Raw genomic sequence first — 17,049 nt, forward strand, 5'->3', positions numbered from 1 at the left:
TTTTAATTTTTTTAACACTCGAATCATGAATTAAATGTACACATTTTGTTCTCATTAGCAATATATTAATTTTTTAGTCTAAAAAAACAAATAATTACTTAAGTTTTAGATATTGGCTGTTTAAAAGACCAACAGCTTTTAGCAAGTTATACTGAGCCATAAGATAATTTTTCTCAGAACTTGCTAGAGAAAGTTGAGCAGAAAGCAATAAAGCATTTGATTGAATAACATCAAGAGTTGTTCTTGAGCCTCTTTCGTATTCTGCAGCAATTCCTTCATTTGCTATTTGAGCTGCTCTAACTTGAACTTTTACAGAATTTAAAAAACCTTTAGAAGACTCTAAACTTGACCACGCACTTGCAACATGAGTTTCGCTGGTTCTAACAGTATCATCTAATAATAATCTTTTTCTTGTAGTTAAATTAGATTTTTTGTTAATTGTAGATTGTGTTTTTCCACCTGTATAAAAAGGCCAGCTGATTGTAGCTTTTAAAACATCTTTTTCTCTTTGATCGATTGTTGAGCTGATATCATCAGCATAAGATCTTTCTAGAGATAATGATGCGGTAGGTTTTAAATCTGATTGTGAGATTGCCACATCCTTTTCAGATTGAGCTAAATCAAATTTTGCTATTTTAATATCTGGATTATTTTGTTTAGATAAATTAATTGCTTCATTTAAAGAATTCGGAATGCTTACAATCGATTTTGAATTTTTCCTTAACTGATTTGGATCTTCTAAATTTCCAATTATGTTTTCATAAGTTAATTTAGCAATTAATAAATCACTTTTTGCTTGTGTATATTGAGCTTGAGCACCAGCAAATGAAGATTCTGACTGTGCTAAATCAGTTATTGTAATTTGACCACGATCTAATCTAATTTTATCATTCTCAACTTGTCTTCTTAAAAGATTTAAATTTTTTCTATTAATGTTTTGCTTTTCTCTAGCTAAAATTAAATTTGAATAAGCATCGATTGCGCTATGAAGAACATCTTGTTCTTTTTTAATCAATTTTGCTTTTGCTAAATCTAATGCAGTAATATTTTTTTCAAGAGTTAAATCTCTTCCATAGTCTAGAAGTGTTTGCTCTAATTTTATTGATGTAGTGAAAGGATCAACATCTGTTTTTGCAGCATCTCCTCCACTTTGGTTAGTAAGTTTATTTGTATTTTCTAAACTTTTAGAGCCACTTAAAGTTAATGATGGTTTGTAATCTGCTTTTGAAATATTAATATCTTCTTTTGATACTTTTATATTTTCTCTTTCGGCATTCAGTTGAATATTATTTTGATAAGTTTGATTTAAAGCATCATATAAAGTAACTGCAAAAGAGTTACCAAAGCTAAAGGCTGTTAAACTAATTAGTATTAATAATTTTTTCATTTTCTTTTATATACCGCAGATTTAATTTGATGGTTACTATTTAAATTCAAAATAATAGACGCATATATAGGCATTTTTTTGAACATATTTTCTGTAATTCTTTGATAAGTTTGCATAAAATTTATCACATCCCCTTTACTCATTATCTTGTGACTAGATGATTTTTTAGTCTTAAGCCAAAGTTTATGCTCTTGTTTTAATCTCCATTTTTGAAGCAGGCTAAAGTTTTTAGCCTTTAAGTAAATCATACAATTAAGTTGCGAGTATAATTTTTTATATTTTGTCTTTAATTGTTGGTTAACATGTCTTCTCCAAATAAGTTTTGGATCATTTACTTTTTCAAGTGAATTAATTGATTTTTTAAGAGTTTTATTTTCTTCTGCTCTAGCTCCAACACACCATCCTTCAAATATTATTATATCAGGTTTTTCTTTTATTCTGTACCAATTTTTTTTAGGGGATCTGTCATCCACTGCTTTATTAAAATTTGGTAAATCAATTGTTTTAAAATTCTTCCTCTTTGCTTTTTTAAAAAAGTTTAACATCATTTGTACATCATGGGTTCCAGGTACTCCCCTTGTCATTAGCATTGAATGAACTTTTTTTGATAAATTTAATCTTTCTTTTCGAGTTTTATAAAAGTCATCAATTGAAATTTTAAATACCTTAAGTTTAAAATATTTTTCTAATACAATTTTTATAATTGAGCTGATGGTTGTTTTTCCTGTTCCCTGGCCACCTGCCAAACCAACGAAGTAAGGTCTTTTATTATTTGCTTTTTTTGCAATCCAAAAACACATAGGAATTAAAAAAGACTTTAGCATCCCATCCTTATTACCAAACTTTTCTGTAGAAGTTTCTTGTAATTTAATAAAATTAAAACAATCTTTTTTAACCTTACTAAAACACTCTTCGGTAACTTTCATCGAACTTATTATTTTTTCTGATCCATTGGATGGTTCTTTCCATCTATCAAAGTTATATCTTTTAAGTTTGCAACATCAACTTCATCCACACATCCTAAATTAAATCCAGTCATCGCAGTATTACTTCTTGGATTGTGATGAGTGTAAATTCCACATTCAGAACAAAAATAATGTTTAGCAACTTTTGAATGAAATTGATAAAGCTTTAATTTGTCTTCTCCCTTGGTAATTTTAAAATCTTCGTTTTTGACCATACCCATTGTTGCATTTTTTCTTTTACAGATAGAACAATTACATTTTACAATTTTCGCTAACTCATTAATTGGAACACTAATTTCAGCTTCAACAGCTCCACAGTGACAATTTAATTTCATATAACTCTCTTTCTTAATTTAATTGATACTCTTTATAAATTTGTTCTCTACTCTCTTTATTCATCCTTTTAGTTTTTTCTATAAATTCATTTCTTAATTCTCTTGTTTTAAATATATAAAAACAAACCGTATCTTTGCTATGATAAATAGCTTTTAACTCGTCATCTATATTATTTAGCTCTTTTGGTATTTCAGCTTTGATACAAATCATTAATCTATTTTCCTAAATTTAAACTACTAGTGGTTGGAGTTATCCACAATAGCACAAAATGTGGTTTTGGATGTTCACGTTTTGATTCACTTTTGATTCAGTTACAGACTCAAAATACAACCTCTTGCGTGTATTGTATAACTAGTCTATAAATTAGAACAAAACAAGAACATGAAACTAACAATCCCTTATTATCTACATAAAGCGGGCGCTGGTTTTCCTTCTCCTGCAACTGATTATATCGAAGAAGATATTGATCTAAATATACATTTGATAAGAAATGTTCCAGCTACTTTCATCATCAGAGTACAAGGAAAATCGATGGTGGATGTTGGAATTAACGATGGAGATTTATTAGTAGTTGATAAAAGTTTGAAACCAAAAAACTTTTCAACCGTAATTGCAAACGTTCATGATGAGCTTGTAGTTAAAAGCTTAGTTCAAGAAAGAGATAAAAAGTTTTTAACGTCAGGATCTAAAGAGTTTACTGACAGAATTTTAATTAATGAAGAAGAAGATATCTTTATCTGGGGGGTTGTAACTTATGTCATCCATTCTACGTACTAAAAAAATAGCCTTAGTTGATTGTAATTCTTTTTACGTTTCTTGTGAAAGATTATTCAATCCTAAAATAAGAAGAAAGCCTGTTGTGGTTTTATCCAATAATGATGGCTGTATTATTTCAAGATCTAATGAAGCAAAAGCTTTAGGTATTAAAATGGGTGAACCTTATTTTAAAGCAAAAGATATTATCATTAAAAATAAAGTTGAAGTTTTCTCATCTAATTATTCTTTGTATGGAGATTTATCTAGAAGAGTAATGCGAACACTTAAAAGATTTAATTCAGATATGGAAATTTATTCTATTGATGAAGCTTTTTTAGATTTATCAAATTTTCCAGATCAAGATGTAGAAAAAATTGGAAAAGAAATTAGAGAAACAGTTTTACAATGGACTGGTATTCCAACTAGTATTGGAATCGCTAAAACAAAAACCTTAAGTAAAATTGCAAATCAAATTGCAAAAAAAAAGCAATCAGGAGTTACTAGCCTAATTGGAATTGACAACTTAGATCCTGTACTTGAAAAAATTGAAATTAATGATGTGTGGGGAGTTGGTAAACAATTAACAAAATTTTATCAAAAACATGGTGTCTATAACGCAAAGCAACTTAAGAATAAATCTAACAGCTGGATCAAAAAATCTTCTAATGTTTTAGGCTCAAGAACTGCAATGGAACTTAAAGGAATTCCTTGTATTAATTTGGAGACAACTACCACAAAAAGAAAAAGTTGTGTTGTCTCAAGATCGTTTGGGAAAAGAGTTGAAAGATTTCAAGAATTAAAAGAAGCAGTTGCAAATTATTGTTTAAATGCATCTGAGAAAATTAGATCAGAGTCGTTAGTTGCAAAAGCAATCACAGTATTTGTTAGAACTAGTCCCTTTCAAAGAAACTATGGATATTATTCGAATGCAAAGACTATTGATTTTCCAATTGCAACAAACAATAGTATTGAGATAGTTAAAACTGCAGTCACCATACTTGAGAGTATATTTAAAAATGGTTACCAGTACCAAAAAGCAGGTGTTATGCTTACTGGACTTTCAAATGCTAATGACAAAACTAACCTATTTTCATCTGAAAAAGATGAGAAGATAAACAGTTTAATGAGATCTATTGATAGCACTAATCACCGATATGGAAGATCAACTTTAAGTGTTGCAAGTGCTGGTGTTCAAAAAAAATGGAATATGAAAAGAGAGTATTCTTCTAAGATAGATACAGCTGATTTTTATTCTCTACCAACAATTAGAGTTAATTAAGTTTATAAGCTTTAGTAGAACCGTCTTTATATTGAAATTCTACTTCTGTTTTTGAAACACGTTTAAGAGATGAAAAACCATCATAATTAGTAATAAAATCATTTAAATTTTTTCTACTCTTTTTACTCATCTTCTTACCTGGTGCATTTATACCTACATCAACAATAACCTCTGCTCCATTTAAAAAAGCATTTATATATGCTTTAACTGGTGGTCCACAGGTCATAGCTTCTGTAACCCAAATAGGTTTATTAATACTTGTGGTTTTTAGTAAGGAGGCAAATTCATCAACCCAAAATTCTTTATCACATTTTCCATCAGGAGTGCTTATGTGATGAATATTAGCAATATCAAAATTATCTTTTATTTTTGGTAAAGTATATTTCCAAAATTTTTTATTTTCTGGAAACATTCCTGCAGCACCTGCCATAACTATTATAGAGTCTTTTTGTTTTTCTTTAATAATTTTTGAAGAAAAATTAAAAATTTCTATAAATTCATCTTTCTTTCCTTTAAAGAACATTTTAAATTCTGGTTCATTCATTATCTCCCAATATATGATTGGCTTAGTTAATCCTTGCATATCATTATTACCATCACCATCATAACGATCTACTAGTGATAAAAGAAAAGTTTTATAATTATCCATTGAACAAGGTTTACTCAAATACTTTGAAAAATGTTTACCAAAAGGACTTCTTGCTTTTTTTCTTTTACAAGATTTTTGTTCCCAATTAGAGTATGGCCAAATGGTTGCTATAATTGTTTGATTATGTTCTTGAGCATAAACAACTTGTGCATCAGCTTCATCCCAAGAATAACTTCCTTGTTTTCTTTCAATTTTATTCCATACAAAAGGTCCTGGATGAGGTCTTATCCACTGACCATCTTTTCCTCTCATTCTTTCATCACGCATTTCTGTTAATTCACCAAATCTTGAATCAGAATAAGAAAAATTTAATGAAAAAATTAAAAAAATTAAGATATTAAAAAATATAATTTTATTTTTTTCCGTCACCAGGACCTCCTGGTCCGCCTGGTCCGCCTGGTCCGCCTGGTCCGCCTGGTCCGCCTGGTCCGCCTGGTCCGCCTGGACCGCCTGGTCCACCTGGTCCGCCTGGTCCGCCTGGTCCACCCATCGCACCTTCAACTGCTCCACCAATATTTCCCATGGCTCCACCCATGGCACCGCCAGGATCTCCCATGGCTCCTCCTAGAGCTCCACCTGGATCTCCCATGGCTCCACCTGGATTACCCACGCCACCCATAGCATCACCCATTCCTGGTCCTGCAGGTCCACCTGCCATAGCCCCTGCCATGGCTCCACCCATGGCACCGCTCATACCTTCTTTCATGGCTCCACCCATGGCTTCACCCATGGCACCTTTTCCCATGCCACCAACTCCCATAGCTGCTCCCATTGCATGAGAACCCATAGCTGAAGCTGCGGCTCCTTGAGCTGACATTGCTGCTCCCATTGCTGCACCTGCTAATCCTGATCCTGCCTCATTAGCTGCCATTGCTGCACCAGCAACTGATCCCATTGCTTTTCCAGGATCTATACCTGTTCCCATTGCTGCAGAAACTTGGCCTAAATTCATTCCACCTTTCATCATAGCTCCGTCCATTCCTTTTGGATCTCCCATTAAATCTCCAAGTTTAGCTCCTTCTGGTCCTCCAGCTAAACCCATGCTCGCTGCCATTTCTGGATTCATTTGAGCGTTTAAATCCATTGCACCCATGCCAACCATTCCACCACTCATAGCTGCTAATCCCATGTCTCCACCTTCCATTCCCATAGCACCACTTAATTCCTTCATTCCTTTAGCACCCATTGCCGCCATTGTTCCTTGATTAACCAAACCAACTTCCATCATATCACCCATTACTCCTGCTGACATATCTCCACTCTTTGCCATGTTGGCTATACCTTGAACTGCTTTACTTCCTAATCCTGCAACATTAGATGACATAACTGAAGTTAAATCTATCCCTGCCATTCCAGCTGCGCCCATACTTGCAACCATTCCAGGTGTCAATCCTGTTTGTGCAGCCATGTCTGCCATTCCCAATTTATCCATTGCTCCAGCATCCATTCCTGTCATGTTTGCCATTGCCTCTCCCATTTCAGCTTTTCCCATACCTTGCATAACATCTCCCATCATTTGGCCTGATGGTGCATCACCTGTAATCATAGCTCCCATTGCTGTAGCTGTCATTCCTTCGGGAGGTGCCATTGCACCAGGCAATCCTCCTGCTAAAGATGGTCTTGCCATAACCATTGCTCCCATCATCATACCTGACTCACTAATATTTTCAGGCATATCTAAAGCTTGTGGTCCTGCTTCTGCCATATTATTTGCAAATGAGCCTTTCATTTCTGTTCCTTTTTGAAGTGCTGTTTTTTCTGTAGGAGCTTTTCCTGATATGGCTTGACTTATCATTCCTACTGTTCCTGACATTGCGCCGGCAATACCTACTTCTGGATTTGCAAATGCAGTAGATAATGATTTAGCCATACCTTCCATTCCCATATCAGACATTGCTTTTCCAATTTCTTTCATTCCCTCAATACCTGCCATACCTTTGGCCATTCCTGACATGCCTTGCATTCCAATGTTGTCTTCCATGCTTTTCATCATATCTTCACCCATGCCTTTTGCACTCATAGTTGCAACTATAGCACCTGTCATAGTTTGACCCATTTGCCCCATAGCTTCTGGATTGGCAGCCAAAGTTTCTAGTGCTGCTGTTGCAGCACCTACAGGTAAAGCTTCTAATGCTCCAGCCATCATTGCAGGCTTCATTCCCATTTCCGCAACATTCATGGATGCAAAATTTCCTGCATCAAAATTTGCCATATCAAAATTAGCTGACCCAGTAACAGCTTCCATGTCAACCATTCCTGCATTAGCAAGTCCTTCCATCGCAGCTCCCATTCCAATTCCTTGAGCATCAAGAGATCCCATCATACCTTTTGCATCAAACCCTGCTGCACCTAGCGCATTCATTTGCCCTGCCATTTTTTGCATAGCTACAACTTTTCCAGCTCCCATTTGTCCTGCTATACTTGATAATGCTGCCATTTCTGCTGGGGAAAAATCTTTTGCAAAATCTACTCCTGTCATATCTAATGCTGTTGGATCAGGAATGGCTCCTAAAGCCATATCAGTTACACCCTCAACCAATGACATTGCTTGGACTGCAGAAGTAATATCTCCTTTAGCTAAACTTTCTGTTGCAAATGACATTGCACTTTCAGCTTGCGCTATTGAGACATCTAAAGCTTTACCGATATCACTTTTAGCCTCACCCAACGCTTCTGTAGCTCCTGCAATATTTTCTGCTACTTTTCCAGCGTCAGAAGCTAATTGATCTGCTGCTGCTTGAGCCGAATTACCTGCTGCTTCAGAAATTCCTGACATAGAAGTAATATCATTTGCTTTAGCAACCATATTCAAAAATAGTAAGGATATAATTAAATTTTTTATAATAATTTTTCTAATCATTATTTAACTTCCTCAATTTTTTCTTGTGCTTTAATAGTTGCTGCTCTTTGAGCATTAACTTTTGCTGTTGCAATTTGTTTTTTTAAACTAGCAAGTACTGCTGCACGTTCAGCAATTTCAGGTGTTAATTCTTTTGCTTTTTTTTTCTTCTTTTTTTTATTTTTTTTATATGCTGCATAAAGCATTTTACCTGTTGCCCAGAATTTTAAAATTGCTTCTGATGATTTGGCTTTTGGAGAAATATTTAAACTCATTCTCATTGCCTCTCTTCCTTTCTTTAAACCTTCTAAGGTTTCAACCTTTGCATTTTTGTCATTTAGCATTTCATTAAATAAGGCCTCGAAGTAAGCCATGTCTCTTATCATATGATGTTGATATTTATTTAATTCACCTTTTCCTTTAACAAATCTTGCATAAACTTTTTTTCCTGCCGCTCCCTGCTTTTGTTTGCTTGTTTTATGATTTTTATGAAACATTTTTTTTGGGTAATCTATTTTTTCATAGATAAATGCTTCTGGTCTTTCACTTTCAGGCCAATCACTTATTTTCTCATATTTTTTACAATAAATACAATCTTTCTCTTCTTTATCTTTTTTTTTTGCAGCTTCTAAATTTGATGAAGAAAAAATTATAAAAGTTAAAACAATTAAAATTTTTATTACTAATGATGCAGTTTTAAATTTAACTGAGCCTGGCTAAGTAACCATTCATAAGAAGAACCCTACTACTTATTATTCGTTATAGAAATAACTAATTAGTGCCTAAATACTAGATTAATGAAATTAATATTCAATTTAAACGTGAAGAGTTAATTAATAAGGCACTTTCCAATTAGGAACAATACTGAATTCATTTAACCTTTAATTACTGAATGAACAATTTTCTTCCAATTATAGTTTCTATATAATGAACTAACTACTATTATTCTTTTATTATCTAAATCAATTAATATTTGCTGGCCTGCAAATCCGCTCAATCCTAAAATTTTTCTTTTCTTATCAATTCCAAAAATATCAAAGTGAATTTGACCACCATATGATTTTGTATAAAGACCAACATCAGTTGCATGTTTTATATTGTCTTTCTTTTTAATTCTATTTTCATAAATAGTTTTTAAATATTTACCAGCACAAGTATCATTGTGCCAATCATCCATCATTGTTTTAGCAATTCTTAAGTAATCATATCTATTTGCATAAAATGAATATCTGGCAGAAACAAAGTCTTCATATTTTAAATATTTTCTAGATTTTTGAAATTGAACTTTGTTTTCAACTCCAACATGTTCATTAAATACTTTATGTAATAATTTATCCCAATTATCACCAGCTTTGAATTTAACGTAATTCATAATTACATTGGTGGTCAAGGCACTATAATTATAAATTAATTTACTTTTTTTCGTACCTCTTAAATATTTGTTCATTACCTTGACTAAACCAATAACATTTACATTTTCCTCTTTTTTCAAACCTTTGATCCTATTGTCAGAACCAACATTTCTTCTTTCACCAACCCATTTTTGATCCCCACCTTTCATATTCAAAAGATCAAGCAGTATTGAGTCTTGATAAAGGGTATTTTGAATTAAAGGCCAATCATCTAATTTTACATTTATATTATCAATATAACCTTCACAGATTGCGTGCCCTGTTACATAAGACACTAAACTTTTACCCATTGAGTGCGATGGAAGCATACCGTTAATAATTTTATCCCCTTGAACTGAAGTTGGTATATCTGACTCATCAATTACAATTTGATCATTTTCAAAAAGTAAGTAACTAATAATTCCAGTGTTTTTATTATTTTTAAATTCTTTTAAAACATTTTTATCTTGTCTTAGATTTGATTTAAACTTGTAGTGATTTTCTGATCCTTTAACTACCCAACCTTCATAATCTCTAAGTGGATAATCCCAAGTTTTTTTGTTTTTATTTGCGTAAGCTGAAGTTGAAAATATTAATATACAAATAACTATTAAGATTTTTTTCATTTACCTTTTTTAAATGGATCGTGTAGTAGCTTTTTGTGATTATATTTATATTTTTTATTGTTATAATGTAGTGAATTAACAACCAGTATTCTTGAATTTTCCACATCAATTATAATCATATTCCCGCCATAGCCACCCATACCAAATATAATTTTGTCTTTTAATCCTGGAAAATCCATATGAAATTGACCCCCATATGATTTTGTACGATTAAATGCAGGCTCTTCTTTTTCTTTGCTTCCTTTTGGTATTCTTCTTTCGTAAATTTCTTTTAAATATTTTCCAACACAAGTACCATTCTGATAATCATCCATTATAGCTTTTGCAATTCTAAGATAGTCAAATCTTGTTGCCATTATGTTTGGATGTCCATTTCCATTTTTTTCTTGAAAACTAGTATAGCCATAACGAATGCTATTTTTGATCTTTATTTTATCATTAAAAACTTTGCTATAAAATTTGTCATAATCTTCACCGATTTTAAATTTCATATAGTTTAAAATTAACTGAGTAACAAACCCATTATAATTGTATCTTTCCTTAGATTTTTTTGTATTTTTGTTTCTAAAGTGTGAGCGCATAGTTGTTTCAATATCCCTATCTTCATATGCACCTAATTTACTGGTACCATCGTCAAATTCATCGATGTATTTTTGATCACCAGTATTCATATTTAAAAAATTAATTAATTTTTGATCATGATAAAGTGAATCTTCTATTACAGGCCAGTCATTTACTCTTGCATCAACTCCATCAATGTAACCATCACATATGGCATGACCTACTAAATAAGAAGTTACTGACTTACCCATTGACATTGAATAAAATTTCGTATCATTATTTAAAAATTCTCCCAGTCTTTCTTTAGGAGAAAGTTCGTCAATCAATACTTCACCATCTTGGTAATATAAATAACTAAGGATACCTTTAGTTTTCATTTGTTTTTTTAAAAATTTATCTTCAATTAAATTGAATTTAAAATCGTAGGAACTATTTATCGATTTAAATTCTTTTAAATGTGAGCTTCTATCTCTATAAGAATATTTCCATAAATAATAAATCAAGGTGTCTCTATTTGGGTTTGCATGATAAGTAATATTAGTTGATGAAAATGCTTTATTAGCTAGCTTGATATTTAGATTATTCATCGTTATCATTTTTCCTTTGGGATAAAACCCACATTCTTCATTTAACCAAGCATCACTATTTTTTTTAAATGTTGCGCAAAGATCAACCTTAGCACCCCCATCTTTTAAATATTGGGAGTGGCCATTTTTCAAAAGCCATTGATTGAATTGATTTTGTTCGTTGGACTCAGAAGCAAATAGATTGTTTTGAAATGAAAAGATTAATACAACAATTAAAATTATATTTTTCATAATTTATATGTTGTCCCTTGATTTAAAAGTCAGCACAACCAGACTTTGTTATTATATAACAAACCTAGCAAATATTTAAGATACGGTCAAAATAAATAAAAAACAAAATAGATTTATTTATTAAGCTTTAAAGAGCTTGTCGGAAAGATTTTGTAAATCCTCACCCCAAAAAACATCTTTTTGGATACGTTTAAAATCTAAATCAAATACAGTCGACATAGCTGACGCATAAACTGATCTTGCATCAATTGTTACATTTAGATCTCTTCCTTGAAATAACTCTTTGCTTTTTAATCCTGGCCAGTCAGCGTAAACTTGATTTTTTTTAAGAAGACCACCACCCATAAAAATAGCAGATCCGTAGCCATGCTCTGTTCCTAATCCGCTGTTTTGTTTTATTGTTCTTCCAAATTCAGTCAGAGTAACAATTAATGTATTGTCAAATTGTTCTTTTAATCTTTTCTTTAAAGTTGCAAAAATAAGATCCATTTCTTTTAAGCAATCAGAGTGTGTCCCATGTTCTCCGCCTTGTGCAGCATGAGTATCAAATCCACCTACTTCAAAAACTGCAACTCTTGGGCCATTGGGTTCTTTCATTAAAGTACCTGCTTCACTTGCTAATGAATAAGTATCATCTGCTGCATAAGAAGTTTCTTTAGGTCTAGATTTTATTATTTCAAGCATATCTATTAATTCATCTTCAGATCTATCGCTGTAAACATCTTTTAATAAAGCTAATACTTTATCACTTGGCAACTTTCCTTTGGTTGGAAAATAATTATTATTTTGTGGTACCCCTCTAAGAAGTAAAGGCATAGGCAATGCTAAAGCTAAACCTTCTTGCTTTAAACCAGCTATTTTCATTCCTCTTCCAAGCCATCCTGTTTTAATTTTGTATGGAATTTTACCACCTGACTCCATTAAGTTTTGCCCATCAAAATGGGATCTTTCTGTATAAGGAATATTTGTTGCGTGCACTATAGCACCTTTCTTTTCTTTCCATAGTTCATGGAAATTAGTTAAACCAGGATGTAATGAAAAATCTGAGTTTAATTTTATAGTGTTATCTAAAATAAGTTCTTTTCTTCTTTTTTCAAAATTTTTATCTCCTACTACTGGAACTGCACATAATGCGTCCATTCCACCTCTCAACATAATTACAACTAAATTTTTTTTATTTTTAGTGGATGAATAAACAGGAAAACCAGATCCAGCTAAAAATAAAGTTGTTAAGGATCCCTTTAAAAAATTTCTTCTTGATATTTTCATGCTCTTAGAACCTCGGGTAGATTGAACAATAATATGTGTTTATCTATAGTTTTTTTATTCTTATTTAATATTTTCATTATCTTTTCAGGATTATCAAAATTATTGGTTACTACTTTTTCAAAAAATTCATCATTTTTATTATCAGGCTTTAAATTGATATAACCTTGTCTAGCATATAAAAATTTTCTAATTATTAATTCTGGAGACATCCAGTCTTCAGCTAAATCAGAAAATCCATTAGGCTGCTGAGATAAGTAAGGATGATGACCCATATCTTTCATAAACTTATGTGGTTTTGCCTGATAAGGATCTGGCCCATACCCTAACTGATAAGTATCAAATTTATCATCACTTGGTGGCCATTTTGCATCTGTCATTCTTCCCATTTGTAACCACCAATTTTCAGGCGTTTGAAATTTATTATGTTTGTCATTGAATTCAAAAGCAACTTTAATCGCAGCTTTATGAACTTCAGGTAAAAATCCGTCATTTATCTCCCAAGCTTTTACAATTGGATCTGTCATATCTTTAGTAGGATAATCAGTAATTAAATATCTACAAAGTTTATAGGCTATAAATTCTCTACATGATTTATGATTTGCTAAAAACTTAATAGCTGCTGGCAAACCTTTTTTTCCTTTTGGAAACTCTTTGCCCCAAAATAATTTTTTACCTGGTTGATGATATTTTCTTTGAAACTTAACACTTGCAGTTTCAAGCAATGATTTGTTAAGCTCGTCATTTGGAGCCCATCCAGTCATTATCATAGCTAGTTCAGTTATATTTTCTTGAGTATATCCAGAATTTGGCGAAACTGTATGAAGCTCTAAAAGTTCCCTTGCATGATTTTCATTTATAGTTGCTGGTCTTTTTTTTCTTTTTCTCCAATCTGCCTTTGCATCCTTAGATTTAGGGCCAACATTTACAGCGTTATCTAAATGATGAATCATTGCCCATGCAACTGTAGCCTCGTGTGCCAGTTTTTCAAAAGTTTGATTCATATTTAATCGAATTGTCTCTCTCTGATACGCACCCGTAGTATAATGAGACAAGAAATCTTTGTCGCTAATTGTAAAATGATTACCCCAAAAATACCAAAGTTTTGCAAGAACAGGGTGACTTCCCATTGTTGCCTCTTTATGTCTAATAGCTAATTCTAAATTTCTCCAAAACTTTTGTCCTGTGTCTGCTCTCAATTTATTTTTAGCAGATTTGTATCCTTTTTTATCTTTTTTAAATTTTTTTCTAAGTTTTTTTCTATCGTTAAAAACCCAATCCCTATAATGTTTTCTTAATTCCTCTTCAGAATAAATTTTTCCCTTAAAAGTAAAATCTGGTATTTTATCTGTAATTTGTGAAGTTGCCCAAACTAATGGATCTGATGGAATTTTTTCATCTGGTTTTAAACCAAAAGCAACTTTTCTAAAAAAATTTTTCATAATAATTTTTTGTTGTCCCTGGATTTAAAAGTCAGCACAACCAGACTTTGCTACAATATTAAAAAGTTAACTATTTTATTAAATACAGTCAAAATAAATAAAAACCAAAATAGGTCTATTTATCAAGCTTTAAAGAGTTTATCTGAGAGATTTTGTAGATCCTCACCCCAAAACACATCTTTTTGTATACGTTTGAAATCTAAATCAAACACTGTAGACATCGCTGATGCATAGACAGATCTTGCATCAATCGTAGCGTTAAGATCTCTTCCTTGATACAGTTCTTTCTTCTTTAGACCTGGCCAATCAGTATGAACTTGGCTTTTCTTTAACAGACCACCTGCCATAAATATTGCGGTTCCATAGCCATGCTCAGTTCCATTTCCACCGTTTTGTTTTATGGTTCTTCCAAACTCTGTAACGGTTAAAATGATTGTATCTTTATAAGCTTCTTGAAGATTGTCTTTTAGATTATTAATAATTTCATCCATTTCGACTAAACATTTTGTATGAGTTCCATCCACTCCTCCTTGAGCTGCATGAGTATCAAAACCATTAACTTCAAATACTGCAACTCTTGGACCATCTGATTTTCTCAAATATGTAGCTGCTTGTCTTGCAAGATTTTTATTTTTTCTTTTTCCACGACGATAGGAACCGCCGCCCATCATTTGTTCATCTTTTCTTTTTTTAATGAAGTCCATCATCTCGTAAAGCTCATCTTCTGAGCTTTCGGCATAAACTGATCTTAAAAGATCCAAAGTGTCTTTCTGTGGAAGTTTTCCATCTGCTGGAAAATAGTTGTTATTTTTTGGAATACCTCTAAGCAATAATGGCATTGGTAATGATAGTGCTAATCCATCACCCTGTAGTTTTGCTAGCTTCATTGCTCTTCCAACCCATCCTGTTTTTTCTTGGTAGGCAATTTTTCCACCTGACTCCATTAAATTTTGGCCTTCAAAATGTGATCTTTGCGTGTAGGGAATACTAGTTGCATGAACTATTGATCCTGTATTATCATTCCAACATTTATTAAATCCTATTAATCTTGGATGCAAAGCAAAATCAGAATTAAGTTTTATTGTATCTTCAATTAAGATATTTTTTCGTCTTTTTTCAAAATTTTTGTCTCCAATTATAGGTACCGCACAAAGACCATCCATACCTCCACGTAACATAATTACCACTAAGTTCTTTTTTTTGGATGATGAAGCTATAGCTGGAAGATTAAATCCTGCTAAAAATAAAGTTGTAGCTGAACCTTTTAAAAAATCTCTTCTTGATATCTTCATGCTCTTAATACCTCTGGTAAATTAAATAAAATCATATGCTTTTCTTCATTACTTTTAGCTTTTGAAACTATCTTTAAAATTTTGTCTGGATTATCAAAATTTGTTCGAATAATTTTTTCATGAATAGTATCGTCTATCTGATCTTTAATTTTGTATGTATGAAAAGCTCTTTTCGCATACATTAATCTTCTAATTATCAATTCAGTAGATAACCAATCAGTTGATAAATCTGAATATCCATTAGGTTGTTTGGATCTATATGGATGATAACCTATATCTTTTAACAACCGATCAGGTTCTCTCAACTCTTGACTAATTAAATTACCTAATTCAAACTTATCCATCTTCTTTTCTGGTATTGGATATGCGTATGTAGCGCCTGACATATTTATAGTTTGCAACCACCAATTTTCAGGGTTTTGAAATTTTTTATATTTATCATTGTATTCAAATGCAACTTTAATTGCAGCTTTATGAACTTCTGGTAGATGTCCATCTGATTGTTCCCAAGCTTTAATAATTGGAGCAATCATCTCTTTTGTTGGGTTGTCAGTAATTAGATACCTACAAAGTTTTGTTGCTATAAATTCTCTACATGAAGGATGATTTACCAAATCTTTAATAGCAATTTTCAAACTTTTTTTTCCTGCTTTATACTCTTTACCAAAAACATATTTTTTTCCTGGCTCATGTCGCTTTGACATAAATCTAATATCTGTTCCTTGATCTTTTGATTTTGTCCACTTTGGTCTCCAGCCCGTCATTATGCATGCAAGTCCCATGACATCTTCTTGAGTATAACCAGCCTTTGGTGAAACCGTATGAAGTTCCATTAATTCTCTAGCATGATTTTCATTTATTGTTGCAGGTTCATTTTCTTTCTTACGCCAATCTTCTTTTCCACTTATAGATTTTGGTCCAATATTATCTTTATTATCTAGATGCATTATCATCGGCCATGCAATAGTTCCTTCTATTGCCATAGTTTCAAAAGTTTTGTCCATGTTAGCTCTTATGAATTCTCTTTGATAAGCTCCTGTTGAAAAGCTTGGTAACCTTTGAGTGTCACTTATTGTAAAATGATTGGTCCAAAAATACCAAAGTTTAGCAAGTACAGGGTTATCGCTTCTTACTGCTTCTGCATGTCTGATACAAATTTCGTTATTAGGCCAAAATTTTGCCCCACTATCATCTTCAAGTTTCTTTTCAGCTATTCTTAACCCTTCAGGATCATTTTTATATTTCTTTTTAAAAGTGGTTTCTTCAGTAACTCTTTGTTTGATCCAATGTTCTCTCATTTCTTTTTCTGAGAAAATATATTTTCCTTTCCAATTAAATTCGGGGATTGTCTCAACTTGTTTTTGAGCCCAGGTTAGTGGATCAGATGGGGCTTTTTCTTCAGGTTTTAAACCAAAAGCTATTTTTCTAAAAAAGTTTTTCAT

15 protein-coding genes are annotated in these 17,049 nt (G+C 32.2%); 2 read left to right on the forward strand and 13 right to left on the reverse strand.

What is annotated here, in order from left to right:
• Positions 1 to 94: 94 nt before the first annotated feature.
• From ACIJYC_RS05375 to ACIJYC_RS05390, 4 genes are read right to left on the reverse strand one after another with little or no spacing between them, the layout of a single operon-like run.
• Entirely contained in the window at positions 95 to 1,387 is a 1,293-nt protein-coding gene (locus ACIJYC_RS05375) for a TolC family outer membrane protein (protein WP_435165294.1), read from the reverse strand.
• On the reverse strand, positions 1,384 to 2,313 hold the full coding sequence (locus tag ACIJYC_RS05380) for a uridine kinase (protein ID WP_435165297.1): 930 nt from the start codon (positions 2,311 to 2,313) through the stop codon (positions 1,384 to 1,386). Before ACIJYC_RS05380 ends, ACIJYC_RS05375 begins: the two co-directional genes overlap by 4 nt.
• 8 nt (positions 2,314 to 2,321) lie before the next feature.
• Entirely contained in the window at positions 2,322 to 2,687 is a 366-nt protein-coding gene (locus tag ACIJYC_RS05385; protein WP_435165299.1) for a GFA family protein, read from the reverse strand.
• Positions 2,688 to 2,700: 13 nt separating this feature from the next.
• A complete protein-coding gene (locus ACIJYC_RS05390) occupies positions 2,701 to 2,898 on the reverse strand; it encodes a hypothetical protein (protein ID WP_435165301.1) in 198 nt (65 codons plus the stop codon).
• Positions 2,899 to 3,069: 171 nt separating this feature from the next.
• Between ACIJYC_RS05390 and ACIJYC_RS05395 the strand changes: the two genes are divergently transcribed.
• The gene (locus ACIJYC_RS05395) at positions 3,070 to 3,465 is read left to right on the forward strand and encodes a LexA family protein (RefSeq protein ID WP_435165304.1); all 396 of its coding nucleotides are present in this window, start codon (positions 3,070 to 3,072) and stop codon (positions 3,463 to 3,465) included.
• Positions 3,443 to 4,723 carry a Y-family DNA polymerase gene (locus ACIJYC_RS05400; protein WP_435165306.1) on the forward strand — a complete coding sequence of 427 codons (1,281 nt, stop codon included), beginning with the start codon at positions 3,443 to 3,445 and terminating at the stop codon, positions 4,721 to 4,723. Before ACIJYC_RS05395 ends, ACIJYC_RS05400 begins: the two co-directional genes overlap by 23 nt.
• Here the strand turns inward: ACIJYC_RS05400 and ACIJYC_RS05405 are convergent.
• From ACIJYC_RS05405 to ACIJYC_RS05445, 9 genes are all read right to left on the reverse strand, one after another.
• Positions 4,716 to 5,741 (reverse strand): hypothetical protein, encoded by a 1,026-nt coding sequence (locus ACIJYC_RS05405; RefSeq protein WP_435165309.1) that lies wholly within the window; start codon positions 5,739 to 5,741, stop codon positions 4,716 to 4,718. The two genes, ACIJYC_RS05400 and ACIJYC_RS05405, sit on opposite strands and share 8 nt — an antisense overlap.
• Entirely contained in the window at positions 5,725 to 8,232 is a 2,508-nt protein-coding gene (locus ACIJYC_RS05410; protein ID WP_435165312.1) for a hypothetical protein, read from the reverse strand. Before ACIJYC_RS05410 ends, ACIJYC_RS05405 begins: the two co-directional genes overlap by 17 nt.
• A complete protein-coding gene (locus tag ACIJYC_RS05415) occupies positions 8,232 to 8,708 on the reverse strand; it encodes a hypothetical protein (RefSeq protein WP_435165315.1) in 477 nt (158 codons plus the stop codon). The genes ACIJYC_RS05410 and ACIJYC_RS05415 overlap by 1 nt, the downstream gene beginning before the upstream one ends.
• A 377-nt stretch (positions 8,709 to 9,085) precedes the next feature.
• Complete coding sequence (locus ACIJYC_RS05420; RefSeq protein ID WP_435165317.1) at positions 9,086 to 10,228, reverse strand: hypothetical protein; 1,143 nt, start codon at positions 10,226 to 10,228, stop codon at positions 9,086 to 9,088.
• On the reverse strand, positions 10,225 to 11,607 hold the full coding sequence (locus ACIJYC_RS05425) for a hypothetical protein (RefSeq protein ID WP_435115850.1): 1,383 nt from the start codon (positions 11,605 to 11,607) through the stop codon (positions 10,225 to 10,227). Before ACIJYC_RS05425 ends, ACIJYC_RS05420 begins: the two co-directional genes overlap by 4 nt.
• Positions 11,608 to 11,727: 120 nt before the next feature.
• Positions 11,728 to 12,876 carry a DUF1501 domain-containing protein gene (locus ACIJYC_RS05430; protein ID WP_435165320.1) on the reverse strand — a complete coding sequence of 383 codons (1,149 nt, stop codon included), beginning with the start codon at positions 12,874 to 12,876 and terminating at the stop codon, positions 11,728 to 11,730.
• Positions 12,873 to 14,315 carry a DUF1800 family protein gene (locus tag ACIJYC_RS05435; protein WP_435165323.1) on the reverse strand — a complete coding sequence of 481 codons (1,443 nt, stop codon included), beginning with the start codon at positions 14,313 to 14,315 and terminating at the stop codon, positions 12,873 to 12,875. Before ACIJYC_RS05435 ends, ACIJYC_RS05430 begins: the two co-directional genes overlap by 4 nt.
• A 122-nt stretch (positions 14,316 to 14,437) precedes the next feature.
• Complete coding sequence (locus ACIJYC_RS05440) at positions 14,438 to 15,607, reverse strand: DUF1501 domain-containing protein (protein WP_435165325.1); 1,170 nt, start codon at positions 15,605 to 15,607, stop codon at positions 14,438 to 14,440.
• Positions 15,604 to 17,049 carry a DUF1800 family protein gene (locus ACIJYC_RS05445; protein ID WP_435165328.1) on the reverse strand — a complete coding sequence of 482 codons (1,446 nt, stop codon included), beginning with the start codon at positions 17,047 to 17,049 and terminating at the stop codon, positions 15,604 to 15,606. Before ACIJYC_RS05445 ends, ACIJYC_RS05440 begins: the two co-directional genes overlap by 4 nt.

It is taken from the genome of Candidatus Pelagibacter bacterium nBUS_28, from assembly GCF_051200915.1.
Taxonomy (GTDB): domain Bacteria; phylum Pseudomonadota; class Alphaproteobacteria; order Pelagibacterales; family Pelagibacteraceae; genus Pelagibacter.